Here is an 18,167-nt window from a genome sequence, read left to right as displayed (position 1 = left end):
GCTTGATGCGGGCGTTTTGTTTTGCCGCGCCGCGGCGGGCTCAACCCGCCAACGCAGCAAGCGCCTTGCGCCGCTCGTCCGCCGCATCCAGGTGCAGTTGTTCAAGCACGTCGTCCGGGATCCCGTGCGCGACGATCTTGCGCAGACTGGTCCGCGCGTCCTCGCTCATCAGCGTGAGCGGGTTCGGGGTGTCGGCCAACAGACAGGCCACCATCAGCACATCCGGCAGGCTTGCGGGCGGCCACATCGAGCCGTATAGCTCGCGATCATTGACCGCATCCGCCAGCTCCGGCGCCATGCCAAGCGCCTTGAGCACCGCCTCACCGATCGGTTTGTGCCAGCACAGCAGCATGTCGGAGAGTTCGCTCTCCGAATCCAGCAGTGCCGGGTAGTCCGCTGCCTTGCCGAGCAGGTAGAACTGGCCGATGTCGTGCAACATGCCGGCAAGCAGGGCGTCGTCAGGCCTCACGGTGCGGAAGGTGGCACTGATCGCGTAGGCCCAGCCGGCTACGTCGAGGCTGTGATCCCACAACAGCGTTGCATAGCGCCGCGCTGCACCAAGCCGTTCGCCGTGCGCCAACTGGGCAGTGGCAACCGCGAGCGCGAGGCTCCGCACCGCGGCGTGTCCGATCCGCATGACTGCGGACTTCACATCCTTCACCTGCGTGCCACTCCCCGCATACAGCACCGAATTGGCGAGACCCACCACGCGCGCCGCCAACACCGGCTCGAGCTGAATCAAGGGAACCAACGCATCAAGTCCGGCGTCTTCCCGTTCAAGCGTCTTCTGGATTTTCTGCGACACCTCCAGGAAGGTCGGGAAGTTCAGGCTGCCGTCGGCAAGTTCGCGCTCGATCTCGGCACCAAGTGCCTCGCGCTGCGACTGGGCGTTGTCCATCTGGTACTACCTCCGGAAAAATGGCGCCCCCGATGCGGGGGTATTCGGGTGGCAGTGGCCTGGTTTCAGGCCCGCACCGCCCAAGCAGTGTTTTCGGCACAATAGCGGCACAACTTTTGGGTCATCGACATGAACAATCCCCTGCTCGACTTCTCCGGCGCACCGCGCTTCGACATTGTCACCCCGGAACACGTCTCGCCGGCAATTTCCAGTCTGCTCGATGAAGCCCGCGCGCTGGTCGAAACGCTGACCAGCCAGCCCAGCGGGCCGACCTGGGAGAACTTCGTTCAGCCCCTGTCGGATGTCAGCGATCGGCTTGGCCGCGCCTGGGGTGTCGTACGCCATTTGCATTCGGTGCTGGATCTGCCTCCCTGGCGCGAAGCCTACAACGCGATGCTGCCGGAGGTAACGCGCTTCTTTGCCGAGCTGGGTCAAAACGCTGCGCTGTTTAGTGGCTACAAGGCGCTTGCCGCGCGCAGCGATTTCGCAAACTGGCCGCGCGCGCGCCGCAAGGTGATCGAAGATGCCGTGCGCGATTTCCGTCTTTCCGGCGCCGAGTTGCCGGACGCCGACAAACCCCGGTTTCAGGCGATCCAGGAGGAACTGGCAGGGCTGTCGGCCAAGTTCTCGGAGAATCTGCTGGACGCGACCAACGCCTGGCACGAGGACTTTGCGAGCCCGGAAGCGCTCTCCGGCCTGCCCGCCGACACCATCGCGAACGCCAAGGCAGTAGCCGAAAAGGCAGGTGTCACCGGCTACCGGCTGACGCTGCAAGGTCCGTGCGTGATGGCCGTGCTGCGGCAAGCTGACGACCGCGGGCTACGTGAACGCGTGTGGCGCGCCAATGCGACGCGCGCCTCGGAATTCTCGGCAGAGATCGGCCACCCGGAATGGGACAACGGCCCGCTGATCGCGCGCATCCTGACGCTGCGCGAGGAAGCCGCGCGCTTGCTGGGCTATCCGAATCACGCCAGCGTATCGCTGGTGCCAAAGATGGCCGGCTCGCCGGAAGAAGTGATTGAGTTTTTGCTCGACCTCGCGCGTCGCGCACGGCCGTCGGCCGAGCGTGACCTGGTCGACCTGCGCGAGTTCGCGGCAGCGTCGCTGGGTATCGCAGACCTTCAACCCTGGGACATGGGCTACGCCGCGGAGAAGCTGCGGCAGGCGCGCTACGACTTTTCGGAAGAAGCGCTGCGCCAGTACTTCCCCGAGCACAAGGTGCTCGACGGGCTGTTCGGCGTGGTCGGCCGCCTCTACGACGTGACGATCCGGCCGGACTCAGCGCCCGTATGGCATCCGGATGTCCGCTACTTCACGCTGACGCGTGACGGCAAGGACATCGGCCACTTCTACCTCGACCCCTACGCGCGCGACACCAAGCGCGGCGGCGCGTGGATGGACGAAGCCCGCTCGCTGCGCGAGACCGCCGCCGGCCGCGAAACGCCGATCGCCTACCTGGTCTGCAACGCATCGCCGCCCGCCGATGGCCGCCCCGCGCTGTACAGCTTCGACCAGGTCATCACGCTGTTCCATGAGGCCGGCCACGGCCTGCATCACCTGCTCACCCGGGTCGCAGAGCCCGGCGTGTCCGGTATCAACGGCGTTGAATGGGACGCGGTGGAGCTGCCGAGCCAGTTCATGGAGAACTTCTGCTGGGAATGGGAAGTGCTGAGCAACATGACGGCGCACGCGGAAACCGGCGCCCCGCTGCCGCGCGAGCTGTTCGACCGCGTGCTGGCGGCGAAGAACTTCCACGCCGGGCTGGGCATGCTGCGGCAGGTGGAATTCGCCTTGTTCGACATGCGCCTGCACAGCGAATTCAACACCGCAGCGGGCGACGTGATGGCGCTGCTGCGCCAGGTGCGTGACGAGGTGGCGGTGATCCACCCGCCGACCTGGCAACGCTTCCCGAACGCGTTCAGCCACATCTTCGCGGGTGGCTATTCGGCCGGCTACTTCAGCTACCACTGGGCAGAGGTGCTGTCGGCCGACGCGTATTCGGCCTTCGAAGAAGCCGCCGAAAAGACTGGCAGCGTGCTCGACCGCGCCACCGGCGAACGTTTCATGCAGGAAGTGCTCGGCGTCGGCGGCTCACGGCCGGCGCTCGAATCCTTCACCGCCTTCCGCGGCCGCCCACCAAAGCCTGACGCATTGCTGCGCCATCACGGTATGATTACGGCATGAACACCAAAATCGCTTGTTCCGCCATATTTGCGATCGGGCTCCTTGGCGCGGCGCCCGCCTCACACGCCGAGAGCATCATCCGCTGGGTTGATTCAAGCGGCCGGGTGCACTACTCGGACATGCCGCCGCCGGCCGATGCGAAACGGGTGGAAGAACGCATGCTGAAGGGCAGCTCGATCCAGATGGACAGGATGTCTTACGCGACCCGGCAGGCGGCGTCTCGTTACCCGGTAACCTTGTACACGGCAGCAGAACGTTGCGATGGCTGCGACCCCGCGCGCAAGTATCTGCAGGGCCGCGGGATCCCGTTCTCTGAGGTCAGGCTGACAAACGCCGAAGAGGCCGCGTCCGCGGCCAAGATGCTCGGCAAGAGCAAGCCCGAAGAGATCGGTCTGCCGGCTTTGCTCATCGGAGCGAAGCCGATTCACGGTTTCCTTGAATCCGAATGGTCGTCGGAACTGAGTGGGGCGGGCTACCCATCCAAGCCTCAATAACCGCTCCGTACCCCCCAAGAAGACCCGCCGGTAGAATCGGCGGGTCTCTTTCTTTTGGGGTCCGCCTTGAAGCTCGCCACCTGGAATGTGAATTCGCTCAAGGTCCGCTTGCCGCATCTGCTTGACTGGCTCGCACGCGAACAACCCGATGTCGTATGCCTGCAGGAGCTCAAGTGCGAAGACAGCACCGTACCGCGCGCCGACATCGAAGCTGCCGGTTATCGACTCGAAACGCACGGCCAGAAAACCTACAACGGCGTGGCGATCCTGTCGCGTGCGCCGATGGACGCGGTGCAACGCAATGTCCCCGGCTTTGCTGATCCGCAAGCGCGCGTGATCGCCGCGACGATCGGCGATGTGCGCGTTGTCGGCGCCTACTTTCCGAATGGCCAGGCAGTCGGTTCGGAGAAGTTCGCCTACAAACTCGAATGGCTCGCTGCACTGACCGAATGGCTGCGGGGCGAGATCGCTGCGCACCCGAAGCTGGTGCTGACCGGAGACTTCAACATCGCGCCAGAAGACTGCGACGCGCACCCCGACTGGAAAGACGAAATCCACGTCTCGACGCCCGAGCGCGACGCCTTCAAAGCCCTCACCAACCTAGGCTTGGTCGACGCTTTCCGCCAGTTCGAGCATCCGGAAAAGAGCTTCTCGTGGTGGGATTACCGGATGAATGCCTTCCGCCGCAATTTCGGTCTGCGCATCGACCACATCCTGTTGACGCCGCCGTTGGCTGCGGCGCTGTCGCAGTGCAGTGTCGACAAGAGCACCCGCGTGCTTGAAAGGCCGAGCGACCACGCCCCGGTTGTCGCCGTCCTCGATCTATGAGCGACGCGCTCGACCGCTACACCGCGCTTGACGCCCTCTCGCCAGCGGCGCGCGAACGCATCCTGCAGTGCGGGCAACGGATCTGCGTGCCCGCGGGCGCGCAGGTGTTCGACGAGCACCAGCGCTGCGGCGGATTTCCGTTCGTACTGGAAGGCGCGATCCGTGTCATCAAGCGCTCGGCGCAGGGGCGTGAGCTACCGCTCTACCGCGTGCTGCCGGGCGAGACCTGCATCGTGTCGACGAGTTGTCTGCTCGGCCACGCGGACTACAACGCCAGCGGCATCGCGGAGCGCGACAGCACCCTGCTGCTATTGCCGCAGCCCGACTTCGAAGCGCTGATGGCCGAACCCGCATTCCGCGACTTCATCTTCCGCCTCGTCTCGGAGCGCATGGCGGATCTGATGCAACTGGTCGAGGAAGTGGCCTTCCGCCGGCTCGACGCGCGGCTCGCAAACCACCTGCTCGGGCGCGGACGCCTGCTGCAGATCACGCACCAGCAACTCGCCGACGAACTGGGCAGCGTGCGCGAGATGGTCAGCCGGCTTTTGAAGGGCTTTGCCGACCAAGGGCTGATCCGCCTCGGGCGCGAGCGGATCGAGGTCATCGACCCGGCCGGCCTGCGTCGGCTCGCCGCGCCCGAGGCTGTGTAACCAGGGTTACATACGCGCCGCGGCAAGCCGGTATCCAATCACCCCCACACAAACCGGCAAGGAGCACGACATGGCTGCAAACGTGGGTGGCATCGACAAGGTGGTTCGCATCGGCGGCGGTGCGGTACTGGTGGGGCTGGCAGCGGCCGGCATCGTGGGCGCCTGGGGCTGGATCGGCGTCGTGCCGCTCGCAACCGGCCTGTTCGGCGTATGCCCGGCATACGGGCTATTGGGCATCAACACCTGCCCGATGAAGAAGCAGTAGACCTCGCATGCCGCAGATCAGGGCCGACCCGCGCTCACGCCGGTCGGCCCTGCTGCATTCAAGTCTGGCCGGGTGACGCCGATATTCTTGGAATACAGTCCGCCGGAGCCTGATCGTGAGCACCATCGAACAACTCTTTGAACGCATCCCCGACCTGCCTGCAATGCCCAAGGTCATGCAGGATCTGGTGCGGACGATGGAAGACGACAGCGCAGACCTCAGCGACCTCGCCGACTCCGTCAAACACGACCCGACGCTTTCCGCCCGCGTGCTGCGCATGGCCAATTCGGCCTACTACGGCGCCACGCGGAAGATCGGTGCGATCGAAGAGGCCGTCACCCGCATCGGCCTCAACGCGCTGCGCACACTGGTGATTGCCTCGGGCATGACCAACACCTTCAAGGCCGTGCCCGGCGTGAAACTGCAGCCGTTCTGGCGCCACGCCTTGCTGAGCGCCGCACTGGCGCGCTCCATCGCGCGGCGGGCGCGGATCGATGTGGAGTTCTCCTACACCGCCGCGCTAATGCACCGCATCGGCGATCTTCTGCTGCATCTCGCGCACCCGGCGGAAGCCCAGGCGCTTGCCGCTGAAATGGTTGATGCGAGTCCTGCCGAGCGTTGCGAAGCTGAACGCGAGCGCTTTGGTGCCGACCACTGCGCGGCCGGCGCAGAGCTCGCCCGCCTGTGGCAGTTCCCGGTCGCGATCCAGAATGCCTTGGGGGCTTACGCCTACCCCGTGTCCAAACAAGCCAGCCCCTTTGCGGCCGTCGTCGCCATTTCGAGTGTGTGCGCGCAAAGCCTGATGGAAGGCATGTCCGGCGACGCCATCGCCGAGGCGGTGCCGACCGAATGGCTGGACAAGCTGGCTTTTGACGCCGAACAGCTGAGCGCAATCCTCGAAGACGGCCCGGCAATGCTCGCCGAGGCACAGTCCTTCATTTAGGGTCGAATACGGAACATCAGGCGGTTGGCGCTACCCGCCGCAAGGGCCGGAACTGGCGCGTGTCCGCGTAATAGTCCGGATTGTCGCTGTCCGCGACCACGCCAGGCACGCCGAGCAAGGGCAACGGTTGCAAGCGCAGGCCGCCGCCGATCCCAGCGGGGTCTGCGATGACGTCGGCCAACCACAGATCAAGCGGTTCACAGCGCGCAGCGAGCGGCTGCGCAAACCACGCTGGCGACACCGCACGCAGCAGCGCCTTGCCACAGAGCCCGACAAACGGGGCGCGCAACTGATCGAGCGTTGCATGGCCAAACACGATCACCTCGATCGCCCTGCCCCACGCGCCGCGCCGGTCGAAGAAGAACTCCCGCCAACAATGGCCGCGTAACACATCCAGCAGCGCCGGCTCCGACGCCAAGACCACGACCCCACACTCATCGAATTGGGTCAGCGCATCGCGGCGCGGGCCACGTGGCGCAGCTGGGCCTCGCTCCTGCAATGCCGCGATGTGCGCGGCGTTCAGCGCCGCCTTGGCACGCGGGAAGCGGCGCCAGACGAGCGCGTTGAAGTAGTCATGCCAGTCGAATTCGCGGGTCGGCACGCCGCCACTGACGGCGATACCGGCCTCGTAGCCTTCGGGCTGAGGCGCATCGACCAGATGGATTGGCGAGCCGTCCAGCAGACAGGGGCGAGGCCCCGGCCGCTCGAACATGGCATCGAGCAGCTCGCGCGACGGAAGCTGTCCGCCGCTGGCGCGAAGGCCGTCCGCGTAGGATTCGAACAGAGGCCGATCGGCGAAGTCCGCCGGGCCCGGGCCACTCACTGCGGCGCCGACTGCTCTGCCGTGGCTGCAGCACCCGCCGCGCGTGCAGCCGGGTCTGGCACGAAACTCAGCACATCGTCCTTGCGCACGAAGGCCCCAAGCAACTGCCCCGGCGGCGTGTCGCCGTTTGGCTCCATCTTGGCAACCTCGCACTTCTCAGTGCCGATGGCATACCAATGCTTGCCCTGCACGGCCACAAACAAGCCGTCGCGGATCTCGTACAGCGACATCTTCGGGCCTTCGGTGTTGCCCGGCACGATCTCCCAGCGGCGCTGGCAAACCGGAAAGCGCGCGGCGACGAGCGCCTGCTTCACCTCATCGCTCCAGATGTAGTTGCGCTCGCGCACCAGCGAGATCGCATGGTTGCGACCATCCACTTCATACGCGGCAGCGTTGTTCTCGCAACCCGTCAGCCAGAGCGGGAGGGATGTTGCGGCGACAACGGCGAACAGTGCAGGCAGGCGCATGGTTCAGCTCAGGCGAGTTTCCAGGCGATCGTCTCGCCGGCGCGCAGCGGCACCAGCGGATCACCGTTGAGGTAATCGAGCTGCGCGGGAACAGTCCAGGCATCCTTAACCAGCGTCAGCGTGTCCGCGTTACGCGGCAGGCCATACCAGTCCGGGCCATTGAAGCTCGCGAAGGCTTCGAGCTTGTCGAGCGCGCCGGCCTGGTCGAAGGCCTCGGCATACAGCTCGATGCCGGCGTTGGCGGTGTAGCAACCGGCACAGCCGCAGGCTGCCTCCTTGGCCGACCTGGCATGCGGCGCCGAGTCGGTACCGAGGAAGAACTTCTTCGAGCCGGAGGTTGCCGCAGCCACCAGCGCCTGCCGATGCGTTTCGCGCTTCAAGACCGGCAGGCAATAGTGGTGCGGCCGAATGCCACCGGCAAAGATGGCATTACGGTTCATCAACAGATGATGCGCGGTGATGGTGGCAGCGATGTTGTCTCCGGCCTCGCTCACAAATCGCGCGGCATCCGCCGTCGTGATGTGCTCGAAGACCGTGCGAAGACCCGGGAAACGCGCCGTGACCGGCGCAAATACGCGATCAATAAACACGCGCTCGCGATCGAAGACATCCACGTCAGCATGGGTCACCTCCCCGTGTACCAGCAGCGGCAGGCCAACACGCTCCATGCGTTCGAGCACCGGATAGACCTTGTCGATCGCAGTCACGCCCGCGTCCGAATTGGTCGTGGCGCCAGCCGGATACAGCTTGACCGCATGCACGAAGCCGCTTGCCTTGGCGCGGTCGATCTCGTCTGGCGACGTGTTGTCTGTGAGGTACAACGTCATCAGCGGCTCGAACTTGAGGCCCGCCGGTAGCGCAGCGAGGATTCGCGCACGGTACTCGGCCGCCAGCGCGACGGTGGTGACCGGCGGGCGCAGGTTCGGCATCACGATCGCACGGCCGAAACGGCGCGCCGTATCGGGCAGCACGGCGGCCAGCGCGGCATCGTCGCGCAGGTGCAAGTGCCAGTCGTCGGGGCGGGTGATCGTGATCGTCTGCATGGCTGAATCCGGAAGAACGGTGAATGCGACAGTTTACCAGCCGGGCTCGCCGGCCCAGACTTAGCCCGCGTCCTTGAGCGCGAGCGCCCGCTCGTACAACGCGTTCTTGTTCGCGCCAGTCAATTGCGCGGCGAGCTTGGCGGCCGTTTTCAGCGGCAGTTCATCGAGTAGCAGGCGCAAGGTGCGCTCCGTGTCGGGCGACAGACCTTCCACGACGAGCGGCGGCGCCACGATCAGCACGAACTCGCCGCGGCAGCGGTCGGAATCCGCCGCAAACCACTCGGCCGCGTCGGCCAGCGGCATGCGGGCGATCTGCTCGTGCAGCTTGGTCAGCTCACGCGCCACCACCAGTTCGCGCTGCCCGCCCAAAACCGCCGCAATATCCGCGACGCACTCCACCACCCGGTGCGGGGCCTCGTAGAACACCAGCGCCGCCTGCGTGCCGGCCAGCGCTTCGAGCTCTGCACAGCGTGCCGACGATTTGGGCGGCAGGAAGCCGACGAACAGGAAGCGCCCTTCAACCAGGCCGGAAGCCGACAGCGCCGTGGTCACCGCACTCGGGCCCGGCACCGGCACGACCGGGAAGCCGGCCGCCTGCACCCGCGCCACAACGCGCGCTCCGGGGTCCGACACGGCGGGCGTGCCGGCATCCGTGACCAGCGCAATGTGCTGCCCCTGCTCAAGCAGTCCTACAAGGCCGTCGGCGGCGGCCTGCTCGTTGTGCTGATGCACCGCCAGCAGGCGCGTACGGATACCAAAGTGATCGAGTAAGCGCCGGGTGTGACGTGTGTCCTCAGCGGCGATCGCGTCCACCTTGCCAAGCACCGCGACGGCACGCATGGTTATGTCATATAGATTTCCGAGCGGGGTCGCGACGATGTAGAGCGCCGGCTTCGAGAGCAAAACGCGGTTGGCAGGAGGTAGGGCGTGCGACTGATCCGACGAATCCATGAAGGCTTCTCAAAGGTGCTGGGCGGCGGGCATTCTGCGGCCGAGCCCGAGGCACCGCAAGTTCCGCCGCATCTGCGCGACGGCTCGCTTGCCGAACGCCTGGCCGAAACCTGGCTTACGCGGCAAGGGCTCAAGGTGATCGCACGCAACGTCCGCTGCAAGCTGGGCGAGATCGATCTCGTCGCAACCGACGGTGAAATGCTTGTGTTCGTGGAAGTACGCATGCGCACCGACCCGCGTTTCGGCGGGGCTGCGGCGAGCATCACCCCCGCCAAACAGGCCAAGCTCGTGCGCACCGCCGAGTGGTTTCTCGCCAATGGCGGCAAGGCCTGGGTCGGGCGCCCCTGCCGCTTCGACGTCGTGCTGCTCGACCGCCTCCACCTCGCGCATATCGAATGGATTCGCGGGGCCTTCGACGCCTACTGATCGCGGCGACGCTGCTCGCCGCCCTGGCGCCAGCCTTCGCCGCACCACGCCTGCGCGTGCTGGTGCAGCGCGCGCAGCTGGCCGGATTTACCCACTACGAAGCGCCCTCGGTGTGGGCGCAGTTGCGCGCCGGCGCCCCGCTCGCTTTGCAGCGAGAAGCCGACAACCCGCACGACGCCCGCGCGATAACGGTGCATTGGGATGGGCACAAACTCGGTTACCTGCCGCGCGCCGAAAACGATGCCGTGTCTGCCGCGATGGACGCCGGCACGGCGGTCGAGGCGCGTATCGGACAGCTGCGCGACGACAAGGATCCGCGGCGCCGCATCGTGATCGAAGTGTTTGTAGTGCCCTGAAGTGCGTGGGTTCTGGCTTGGGGCGGCGCGTGCCAGAATCTCGGCACAAAACCAATACATGTTTCACATTGACCCTTCAAGCAGAGAGAGCCCCCCATGAATCGGCCTATCCGGCAGTACAAGTACTACGACCTGGTGATGGTGGCCTTCGTCACCGTCCTGATCTGTTCCAACCTGATCGGCCCCGCCAAGGCGGCGCAGCTGAACCTGCCGCTGGTCGGCACGCTGACCTTCGGTGCCGGCGTGCTGTTCTTCCCGATCAGCTACATCTTTGGCGACATCCTCACCGAGGTGTATGGCTACGCCTACTCGCGACGGGTGATCTGGGCCGGCTTCGCGGGCCTCGCGTTCGCATCGGTCATGGCCTACGTGATCGTGGCCTTGCCGCCTGCGCCAACCTGGCCCAATCAGGCGGTCTATGAAACCGCCTTCGGCTCGACCTGGCGGATCGCGATCGCGTCGCTGATTGCTTTCTCCTGCGGCGAGTTCGTGAACTCCTTCGTACTCGCGAAGATGAAGATCCTGACGCAAGGCAAGCATTTGTGGAGCCGCACGATCGGCTCCACAATCTTCGGCGAAGCGGTCGACTCCTCACTCTTCTATCCGCTCGCGTTCTGGAACAGCGGCATCATGCCGAACGAGCTGGTGCCGACGCTCATGCTGTCGCAATTCATCACCAAGACCGCCGTCGAAGTACTCTTCACGCCGCTGACCTATGTGATCGTGAACAAGCTGAAGAAACACGAGAACGAGGACTGGTACGACCGGCACACCGACTTCAACCCGTTCAAGCTCGATACCCGCAACTGACTTCGGGCATAACAATAAAAAAAGGGCCGCGACAACGCGGCCCTTTTTGTTTCGGGCGAGCAATCAGTTCGTATAGCCGAGATAGAGATAACCGGCCCACTTGCCGCCGTTGTAGTCCGCCCAACCGACACCCATGTAAAGCGGCCCGAGCAAGGTATCGACGCCGAGGTAGGCCGATCCCGCCGGAATCACCTTCGTGTTGCTGGCGGTGAAGATCTGGTTCCACACCTTGCCGGCCTCGAGCGAGCCGCCGACGTAGAGACCTGAACCCAACTGCGGCAGCAACGAGCTGATCTGCTTGTACGCCATGACGCGGCCCAGCGCGGTACGTGCGCCGGTCAGTTCGTTGGTCTGCATACCCGAAACCTGCAGGAAGCCACCCAGCTGATACGGGATCGGCACCGACGAGAGTTTCTGATCCAGGGAGCCCCGTACCCGCACCGTGGACCGCACGGTGAAGGTGCCGAAGGTGCTCGCGGCGTCGCCATCCACCTCAACCAGTTGAGCGAGATCGTCCTCGTCCTTGATGCGGCCGGCCGCGTAGTCGGTCCGCAGGAAATACCCGTGACGTGGCCACTTCGGATTGTCGAGCTGGTCGATCACGAGTTGAGCGCGTCCGCCATACAACCGCGTCGTGGCGTTGGATGTGATGCCCAAGCCGCCGGTCAGCACCTCGCCCTCGACATGCTCGGTGAAGGCCGTGAGTCGAAGCTCGCCATAACGGCCAAGGCCGTAGCCCCCACCCACTTCAGCACCGCGACGATTGACGCCGATTTCCAGCAACTTGTTGCCCTCGGAATCGAACAGCGGCAAGGACGAACTTCCGAACGAGACGCTGCCCACCAGGAAGGTCGGTGAGTGACCCAGCGGTTGGTAGATCTCCGACTTCAACGACGATTCGGCACCGAGCCGGATGTCGTTGCGCCACTGCGCGCCCCAGCGGTTCAGCCATGTCATCTGATAGTTGCCAAGGAAGCCGATCGTCGCAGTGCGGTAGGTGTCGAACTTGAAGTCGATGCCCATTCGCAGGTAGTTGGGGCCCACGCTACGTTCCAGCGGCGTGACGGTTGCGACCTGCTGGCCTCCTGCGTTGTGCAGGCGATAGTTGATCGAGTCGAAGTCGCCGGTGTCGTAGAGCGCATCGAAGCGCTCAAGCAACTGCTCCTGCGTTGCAGGCGGCACCTTGCCGCTGATCACGCCCTCGACCCGGTCGGGCGGCACGAAGCGCGTCTGCGTGACCTCCAGGCGGTCGTAAGGTTTCTGCGACTCGGTTGCGCGCGATGCGATCCCTGCAAGCCATCCCCGGTACTCGGAATCGTCCACCGCGAGGGCGCTCAGTTGCGCCTCCAGCGGCTGTGCTGCGGCCCGGCCGCGCTCGATGATCTCCTTCACCGAGGTAAAGCTCGCCGGGGAGTAACCGGTCAGATCCGGTTCAATGAGCACGTCGCCCGGTGCAAGCAGCTTGCGCTGTTCCAGCACATTGCGCCCGGTCGCGATATTCATCGCCTGCGCGGCGACGTCGACAAAGGTACGGATTTCATCGGGTTTGAGCATCGGCGTGCCGACGTCCACCACGATTACCACGTCCGCACCGCAGGAGCCCGGCGCCTTGTCCTTGAGGTTCTCGATCGGCAGGTTGCGCACGAACATGCCGTCCACCAGCAGCCGGCCGTTGTCGTTCACGACATCGAACACGCCCGGCACCGCCATGCTGGCGCGCAGCGCAATCGCGAGATCGCCGCCCTTGAACACGCGTATGTCGCCCTTTTCCAGATCGGTCGCAACCGCTTCGAACGGGATAGGCAGATCGCTGAACGACTCGCGATAGATGTCGCGTGTCATTTCGCGCAGGAAACGGTCGATCAGTTGCGAGCCGACGACGCTGCGGGGCACCTTCAACCCGCTGTCGTCAACGCCGAACGTCATCGCCGCCAGGTTCTGGTAGTCGTCTTTCTTGCGCAGGTAGGGCAGGTTGCGGCGGTCTGGTGATCCGGCGATCAGCTTGTCCCAGTCAGCGTCCTCAAGGCGCCGGCGGACTTCCGGCAACGGCATGCCGGACGCGTAGATGCCGCCGATCAGCGCACCCGCGCTGGTGCCTGCGATGCAGTCGATCGGCACATGCAGGCGCTCCAGCGCTTCAAGCACGCCGACATGCGCCAGACCGCGCGCCCCACCCCCTCCGAGCACCAGGCCGACACGCGGGCGCTTGCCCGTTACCGGCGTCACCGCTGCGGGTACCTCGGCCTTCGGCGCAGTCTTGCTCGCAGCCAGCACATCAGGGCCGTAGGTCACTGCAAGCGCGGCGCACAGGGTCGGAATCAGGCGTTTCATGGGGGGATACCAGCAGGGACAAGGGCTCCGCCGCTTATACCACAGCCCGATCAGGCGCCGTTTGCGCCCACATGCCTCAGCGCCGGGGTGGCAGCACCGAAAGATGCATCGATTCCAGCCACGAACCGCCCGGCGCAATCTCGCGCCAGCCAGCCGCTTGGCGCGCCGCAAACGGCAGGTTCGCGGCATTGGTCACATGGCTAACCGGCTCTACACAGACCAAGGGTGCCGACTCGGGCGAGTACACGACAAGGTGATCGAGCCCCGGCGTGGCCGTCAGCGCAATCGAGTAATCCGCGTAGTCCAGCCGCGCGCGGCGGTTCCAGCCAGAGAATCCGTCATCCAACCCGGTGGTGAGCACTTTCGTGCCATCGAGCGGAAAGCGGCCGAGCGCACGCTCGGTACCGTGGGGGATCCGGTCTGGCTGCACGAGCCAGTGGTCACGCACGCGGGCGCGCAAGCGAGTGCCGGCCGGGCGCGGGAAGTACGGATGGAAGCCCATGCCACAGGGCATTGGCGTACTGCTTCGATTGGTGACCAGCATCGATATCGTGAGGCCACCCGGGTCGAGCGTGATCGTCTGTTCGGCCGTAAACGCCCACGGCCACTCGCCCGCCGGCACATCGAGCCGCATCGTCACGGCACGCTCGTTTTCGGTGTCGACATCCCAGGGTCGAACCCAACCGATGCCGTGGATCGCATGGGGTGCACCGAGCGGGTGGGCCGCCAGTCGCACATCGTTGCCGTTGTGACGGAACTGCCCCTGCGCGATGCGGTTCGAAAACGGCACCAGCGGATAGCAGCCTGCATTGCGAATCGCCTGCTCGCGCGGCAGGCCGAGGGGAACCGGCACCAACACTTCGCGCATTGCGCCGCCGAATTCGGCTTGGCATGAGAACAGCCGGCCGCCACACTCCGGCGCAACCTGCGCCGTCCAGCCGTTTGCCTGGAGCGTGACAAGCTCATCGTAAGACATCAACAACCTCTTTTTCTTTTTTAGTTCGCCAATCGTACCAAATGCGCGCTGCATGGAATTGGGGGCATGCTGAATCGCGCAATCGAGATATGCCGGTACGTGCTTGATCCTAGCGGGTGTTGCTACTGTCAGGACTGCCGCGGGCCGCGCTTGGGGACTCGCGCGCGGGCAGCGTCGCTTTTGTGCCACAGGCCGACAAAATGGGCGCCAGAAAACGTCTGCGGCCAACGCGACGCGGAAAACTCAGCGGCCCTGCGCCTCGCGCTGCTGCCAGGCGTCGAGCGCCTGCCGGCTCTGCCGACGGATCGCCGCCTGCATCGGCGGCGCCCAACCCAGCAACGCACCGCTGGGCCCCAGCGCCATACCTGCCCAGCGCCAAAGGCTGAAGCGATCATCGTGTTGCAGGATCTTGCCGTCGCGAAAACGGAAACGCGCGTCGATCCGGTTGAGCACCGTTCGACCCGTCTTGCTGAAGGTGTAACTCGCGTCCCAATGCGCCGAGCCCGTGTCAGCGTCAGCTTGCACATCGCTCAGCACGACACTCAGATCCGCCGCACGCGCCGTCAGCATCCGCCACATCGCGCCGACCTCGCTGGCATTCAGCACACCGAACGCCGGGTCACTGAACTGGCCGTCCGGCGCGTAGCAGGCAGCCATCGCCGCGCCGTCCTTACGTGCCAGCGCGGCGTAGAAATCGTGGATCAGTTGCGCGTTCGGATGCATGCCGTGTCCCTGTTGATGTTGTCGTGCACGTTCAGGCTTTCAGGTACTCGCTGCGCCCGCCATGCCACCGCTCCAGTATCGCAGCGGCCGCAGCCGGTTGGCGCGCGAGCAGTTCTTCCGCTGCAGTTCGGGCAGCCTCGACCAGATCGGCGTCGGCTTCCAGATCGGCGTAGCGCAGCAGCGCACTACCGCTTTGCCGCGCGCCGATGAACTCGCCGGGGCCACGCAGCCGCAAGTCTTCTTGCGCGATCACGAAGCCGTCGGTGTTTTCGTAGATCACCTTGAGTCGCGCGCGCCCCGTCTGAGACAGCGGCTGACTGTAGATCAGGATGCAGGCCGAGGCGGCCGCGCCACGCCCTACCCGCCCGCGCAACTGATGCAGCTGCGCGAGGCCGAAACGCTCGGCGTGCTCGATCACCATCAGGCTCGCATTCGGCACATCCACGCCCACCTCGATCACCGTGGTCGCCACCAGCACCTGGACTTCGTTGCGAATGAAGCCGTCCATCACGGCGGCCTTCTCGTCTGCCTTCAAGCGCCCGTGCACCAGCCCGACACGGAGTTCCGGCAGCTCGGCTGTCAGGCGCTCGCAAGTCTCCACCGCAGTCTGCAATTGCAGCGCCTCGCGATCACGTCCCTTGCCACCCCGCCCACTATCGCCCCCGCCTTCGGTCTCCTCAATCAGCGGGCAGACCCAGTAGGCCTGCCGTCCTTCACGGCAGGCATCGCGCACGCGCGAGACCACGTCGTCGCGGCGCGTATCGGCCACCAGTTTGGTTACGATCGGCGTACGGCCAGGTGGCAGCTCATCGAGCACCGACACATCGAGGTCGGCGTAGAAACTCATCGCCAGCGTGCGCGGGATCGGCGTGGCGCTCATCATCAGCATGTGCGGCAGCGGCGAATCCGAGCCTTCGTACTTCTCACGCAGCGCCAGACGCTGGCGGACGCCGAAGCGGTGCTGCTCATCGACCACCGCGAGCCCCAACTTCGGGAAGGCGACCGGGTCTTCGATCAGCGCGTGGGTGCCGACGGCCAGCAAGGCTTCGCCGGAGGCCAGCATCGCCAGCGCCGCCTCGCGCGCCTTCTTCTTCTGGCTGCCGGCAAGCCACGCGACCTTGATGCCCAGTGGCGTGAGCCACGCGTCGAGCTTGCGGAAGTGTTGCTCCGCAAGGATCTCGGTCGGTGCCATCAGCGCCGCCTGCCAGCCCGCCTCCGCTGCCTGCAGCATCGCCAGCGCGGCGACGATGGTCTTGCCGGAGCCGACATCGCCCTGCAACAAACGCTGCATCGGATGCGGAGTCGCCAGGTCGCGCGCGATCTCGTCTACCGCGCGTTGCTGCGCGCCGGTCAGCGCAAACGGCAGACTCGCCAGCAGTGGGCCACTTAGCGCGCCAGAGCCGCGCAGCACCGGTGCACGGCGCGCGCGGCGGGCGGCATAGGCTTTGCGCAGCGAGAGCTGCTGTGAGAGCAATTCCTCGAACTTGATGCGACGCCACGCCGGATGCGTGCGATCCTCCAGCGCGGTGATCGACATGCCTGGCTGCGGGTGATGCAGCGCGCGCACAGAACGCTCGAACTCAGGCAGGCGCAGCGATTTTCGCAGCGCCTCCGGCAGCAGATCCGCGAGTGACATCTGCTTCATCGCGCGGTCGATCAGTTTGCGCAGCGCACTTTGCGCAAGCCCCGCCGTGGTCGGGTACACCGGCGTCAGCGCCGCGGGTAACGCCTCGCCCTCCCGCACCGTCTTCACCCTTGGGTGCACCATCTCGTCGCCAAAGAAACCACTGCGGATTTCGCCAAACACCCGCACCCGCGCGCCCTCGGCGAGCTGCTTCTGCTGGCTTGGGTAAAAATTCAGAAAGCGCAGCGTCAGCTCGCCGGTCTCGTCGGCGATGCGCGCGACAAGCTGCCGACGCGGGCGAAAGCCCACCTCGCAACTGAGCACCACGCCTTCGACCTGCGCACTGACGCCCAACGGCGCACCTGCGATCGGCGATACCTGCGTTTCGTCTTCGTAGCGCAGCGGCAGATGCAGCACCAGATCCGCTTCGCGAAAAAGGCCAAGTTTGTTCAGCCGGCTCGCGAGCGGCTTGGGCAGGGTCGAGAATCCGGAAACGTCCGAGGACGTCGGCTGGGCAGCGGGCATGGCCGGCATTCTAGAACGCGACGCCAATCACTGTAAGGGGTTACAGCTTCGTAGCTATCACGCCCGCCGCGACGCAGCCTGCGCACGCGTCTTCAGTCCTGCTCCGACGGCGCGACGTCGGCAAAGTCGAACTGCTCGATCAGCCCCGAGACCGTCACGGTCTCAACCCGATCTGCACCAGTCCATTTACCAAAGCGGGCGCGGCAGATGCGTCGCGCAGCTTCACGCGCATCCCCGGCAACGGTGATGCCACTCATCACCACGGACTGGTGGGCGCTGTCGATCACGCGGACCAGGTAAAGCTGGGTTGTAGGCATGGTTAGCGCGATGGATGAACGCGAGAAATGGTGAGTGTGCCTGCGATCGGTCGTTTGCGGCTTGCTGTCCGCACCAATCGATGACCGCATTGTCGGAAAAAGTGGAGAATTCGAAGCGTCGCAGCGCGCCAGTACTTCACCGCGCCCATCGACATCGGGCTGCAGATTGTTTTCGCTGCAATGGGGGGAATGATGGACCTGAACCGAAAATACTCTGACGCAGAGCTGGAAAAGATCGTCGACGAAGCGGCGATCTACATGTGCGCTTGCCCGGGGCAAGTCGCAAACGAGATTCGACAATTGCGGCAGTTGATCCGCTATCAGGGCGAATGCATCGTCGAAGCCCGAACGCCCAAGGCCGTGCACGAGACGATTGCGGCCTCGGCGCATCAAGCGCACGCGATCATGGAAGCCTGCCTTGATCGCGTACTCGAGCTCGAAGGCTGGGATCGAACAACACTGCAAATGCCACCGGGGCTGCGCAAACTGCGTGACGAGGTGATCCAGCGCAGTACCTGATTGCGAGGCGCCGG

Annotated in this window: 20 protein-coding genes; 10 read left to right on the top strand and 10 right to left on the bottom strand. The window is 65.1% G+C overall.

The window, feature by feature from the left end; all coding sequences use genetic code 11:
* Nucleotides 1–40: 40 nt before the first annotated feature.
* Nucleotides 41–898 (bottom strand): HDOD domain-containing protein, encoded by an 858-nt coding sequence (locus tag ACE3P0_RS14645; protein WP_374403440.1) that lies wholly within the window; start codon nt 896–898, stop codon nt 41–43.
* Nucleotides 899–1,027: 129 nt separating this feature from the next.
* On the opposite strand from ACE3P0_RS14645, the gene ACE3P0_RS14640 reads away from it, so the two are divergent.
* The 6 genes from ACE3P0_RS14640 (at nt 1,028) to ACE3P0_RS14615 (ending at nt 6,262) form a co-directional block, all read left to right on the top strand.
* Complete coding sequence (locus tag ACE3P0_RS14640) at nt 1,028–3,082, top strand: M3 family metallopeptidase (protein WP_374403438.1); 2,055 nt, start codon at nt 1,028–1,030, stop codon at nt 3,080–3,082.
* Nucleotides 3,079–3,576, top strand: a complete 498-nt coding sequence (locus ACE3P0_RS14635) for a DUF4124 domain-containing protein (RefSeq protein WP_374403437.1) — start codon at nt 3,079–3,081, stop codon at nt 3,574–3,576. Before ACE3P0_RS14640 ends, ACE3P0_RS14635 begins: the two co-directional genes overlap by 4 nt.
* A gap of 66 nt (nt 3,577–3,642) precedes the next feature.
* Nucleotides 3,643–4,404, top strand: a complete 762-nt coding sequence (gene xth / locus ACE3P0_RS14630) for an exodeoxyribonuclease III (protein ID WP_374403436.1) — start codon at nt 3,643–3,645, stop codon at nt 4,402–4,404.
* A complete protein-coding gene (locus ACE3P0_RS14625; protein ID WP_374403435.1) occupies nt 4,401–5,054 on the top strand; it encodes a Crp/Fnr family transcriptional regulator in 654 nt (217 codons plus the stop codon). Before xth ends, ACE3P0_RS14625 begins: the two co-directional genes overlap by 4 nt.
* Before the next feature lie 70 nt (nt 5,055–5,124).
* Nucleotides 5,125–5,319, top strand: a complete 195-nt coding sequence (locus tag ACE3P0_RS14620) for a DUF2892 domain-containing protein (protein WP_374403434.1) — start codon at nt 5,125–5,127, stop codon at nt 5,317–5,319.
* A gap of 115 nt (nt 5,320–5,434) precedes the next feature.
* Entirely contained in the window at nt 5,435–6,262 is an 828-nt protein-coding gene (locus tag ACE3P0_RS14615; protein WP_374403433.1) for an HDOD domain-containing protein, read from the top strand.
* A 16-nt stretch (nt 6,263–6,278) separates the two neighbouring features.
* Here the strand turns inward: ACE3P0_RS14615 and ACE3P0_RS14610 are convergent, their stop codons facing one another.
* From ACE3P0_RS14610 to rsmI, 4 genes are read right to left on the bottom strand one after another with little or no spacing between them, the layout of a single operon-like run.
* The gene (locus tag ACE3P0_RS14610; RefSeq protein WP_374403432.1) at nt 6,279–7,085 is read right to left on the bottom strand and encodes a DUF3025 domain-containing protein; all 807 of its coding nucleotides are present in this window, start codon (nt 7,083–7,085) and stop codon (nt 6,279–6,281) included.
* Entirely contained in the window at nt 7,082–7,552 is a 471-nt protein-coding gene (locus ACE3P0_RS14605; protein WP_374403431.1) for a hypothetical protein, read from the bottom strand. The genes ACE3P0_RS14610 and ACE3P0_RS14605 overlap by 4 nt, the downstream gene beginning before the upstream one ends.
* Before the next feature lie 8 nt (nt 7,553–7,560).
* Nucleotides 7,561–8,595 (bottom strand): dihydroorotase, encoded by a 1,035-nt coding sequence (gene pyrC, locus ACE3P0_RS14600; RefSeq protein WP_374403430.1) that lies wholly within the window; start codon nt 8,593–8,595, stop codon nt 7,561–7,563.
* A gap of 60 nt (nt 8,596–8,655) precedes the next feature.
* Nucleotides 8,656–9,435, bottom strand: coding sequence for a 16S rRNA (cytidine(1402)-2'-O)-methyltransferase (rsmI, locus tag ACE3P0_RS14595; protein ID WP_374403429.1), 780 nt, complete (start codon nt 9,433–9,435; stop codon nt 8,656–8,658).
* 87 nt (nt 9,436–9,522) lie between these two features.
* Between rsmI and ACE3P0_RS14590 the strand changes: the two genes are divergently transcribed.
* The 3 genes from ACE3P0_RS14590 to ACE3P0_RS14580 all read left to right on the top strand — a co-directional run bounded on the left by ACE3P0_RS14590 (nt 9,523) and on the right by ACE3P0_RS14580 (nt 11,138).
* Nucleotides 9,523–9,972: a YraN family protein gene (locus tag ACE3P0_RS14590; protein WP_374403428.1), complete on the top strand. Its 450-nt coding sequence runs from the start codon at nt 9,523–9,525 to the stop codon at nt 9,970–9,972.
* Nucleotides 9,942–10,328, top strand: a complete 387-nt coding sequence (locus tag ACE3P0_RS14585) for an HIRAN domain-containing protein (protein ID WP_374403427.1) — start codon at nt 9,942–9,944, stop codon at nt 10,326–10,328. The genes ACE3P0_RS14590 and ACE3P0_RS14585 overlap by 31 nt, the downstream gene beginning before the upstream one ends.
* 96 nt (nt 10,329–10,424) lie before the next feature.
* Nucleotides 10,425–11,138 (top strand): queuosine precursor transporter, encoded by a 714-nt coding sequence (locus ACE3P0_RS14580; protein ID WP_374403426.1) that lies wholly within the window; start codon nt 10,425–10,427, stop codon nt 11,136–11,138.
* 63 nt (nt 11,139–11,201) lie between these two features.
* Here ACE3P0_RS14580 and ACE3P0_RS14575 read toward each other — a convergent pair whose 3' ends face one another.
* The 5 genes from ACE3P0_RS14575 to ACE3P0_RS14555 all read right to left on the bottom strand — a co-directional run bounded on the left by ACE3P0_RS14575 (nt 11,202) and on the right by ACE3P0_RS14555 (nt 17,634).
* Nucleotides 11,202–13,469 carry a patatin-like phospholipase family protein gene (locus ACE3P0_RS14575; protein ID WP_374403425.1) on the bottom strand — a complete coding sequence of 756 codons (2,268 nt, stop codon included), beginning with the start codon at nt 13,467–13,469 and terminating at the stop codon, nt 11,202–11,204.
* A gap of 76 nt (nt 13,470–13,545) precedes the next feature.
* Nucleotides 13,546–14,445, bottom strand: a complete 900-nt coding sequence (locus ACE3P0_RS14570) for an aldose 1-epimerase (RefSeq protein ID WP_374403424.1) — start codon at nt 14,443–14,445, stop codon at nt 13,546–13,548.
* Between the two features lie 243 nt (nt 14,446–14,688).
* On the bottom strand, nt 14,689–15,168 hold the full coding sequence (locus ACE3P0_RS14565; protein WP_374403423.1) for a nuclear transport factor 2 family protein: 480 nt from the start codon (nt 15,166–15,168) through the stop codon (nt 14,689–14,691).
* Nucleotides 15,169–15,199: 31 nt separating this feature from the next.
* Complete coding sequence (gene recG, locus ACE3P0_RS14560; RefSeq protein WP_374403421.1) at nt 15,200–17,317, bottom strand: ATP-dependent DNA helicase RecG; 2,118 nt, start codon at nt 17,315–17,317, stop codon at nt 15,200–15,202.
* 92 nt (nt 17,318–17,409) lie between these two features.
* On the bottom strand, nt 17,410–17,634 hold the full coding sequence (locus ACE3P0_RS14555; protein WP_374403420.1) for a hypothetical protein: 225 nt from the start codon (nt 17,632–17,634) through the stop codon (nt 17,410–17,412).
* 189 nt (nt 17,635–17,823) lie between these two features.
* Here ACE3P0_RS14555 and ACE3P0_RS14550 point away from each other — a divergent pair, with 189 nt between their 5' ends.
* Nucleotides 17,824–18,153 (top strand): hypothetical protein, encoded by a 330-nt coding sequence (locus ACE3P0_RS14550; protein ID WP_374403418.1) that lies wholly within the window; start codon nt 17,824–17,826, stop codon nt 18,151–18,153.
* The last annotated feature ends 14 nt before the right edge of the window (nt 18,154–18,167 follow it).

The sequence above is a fragment of the Niveibacterium sp. genome (genome assembly GCF_041909475.1).
Taxonomy (GTDB): domain Bacteria; phylum Pseudomonadota; class Gammaproteobacteria; order Burkholderiales; family Rhodocyclaceae; genus Niveibacterium.
This window is presented reverse-complemented; position numbering and strand designations above follow the sequence as displayed.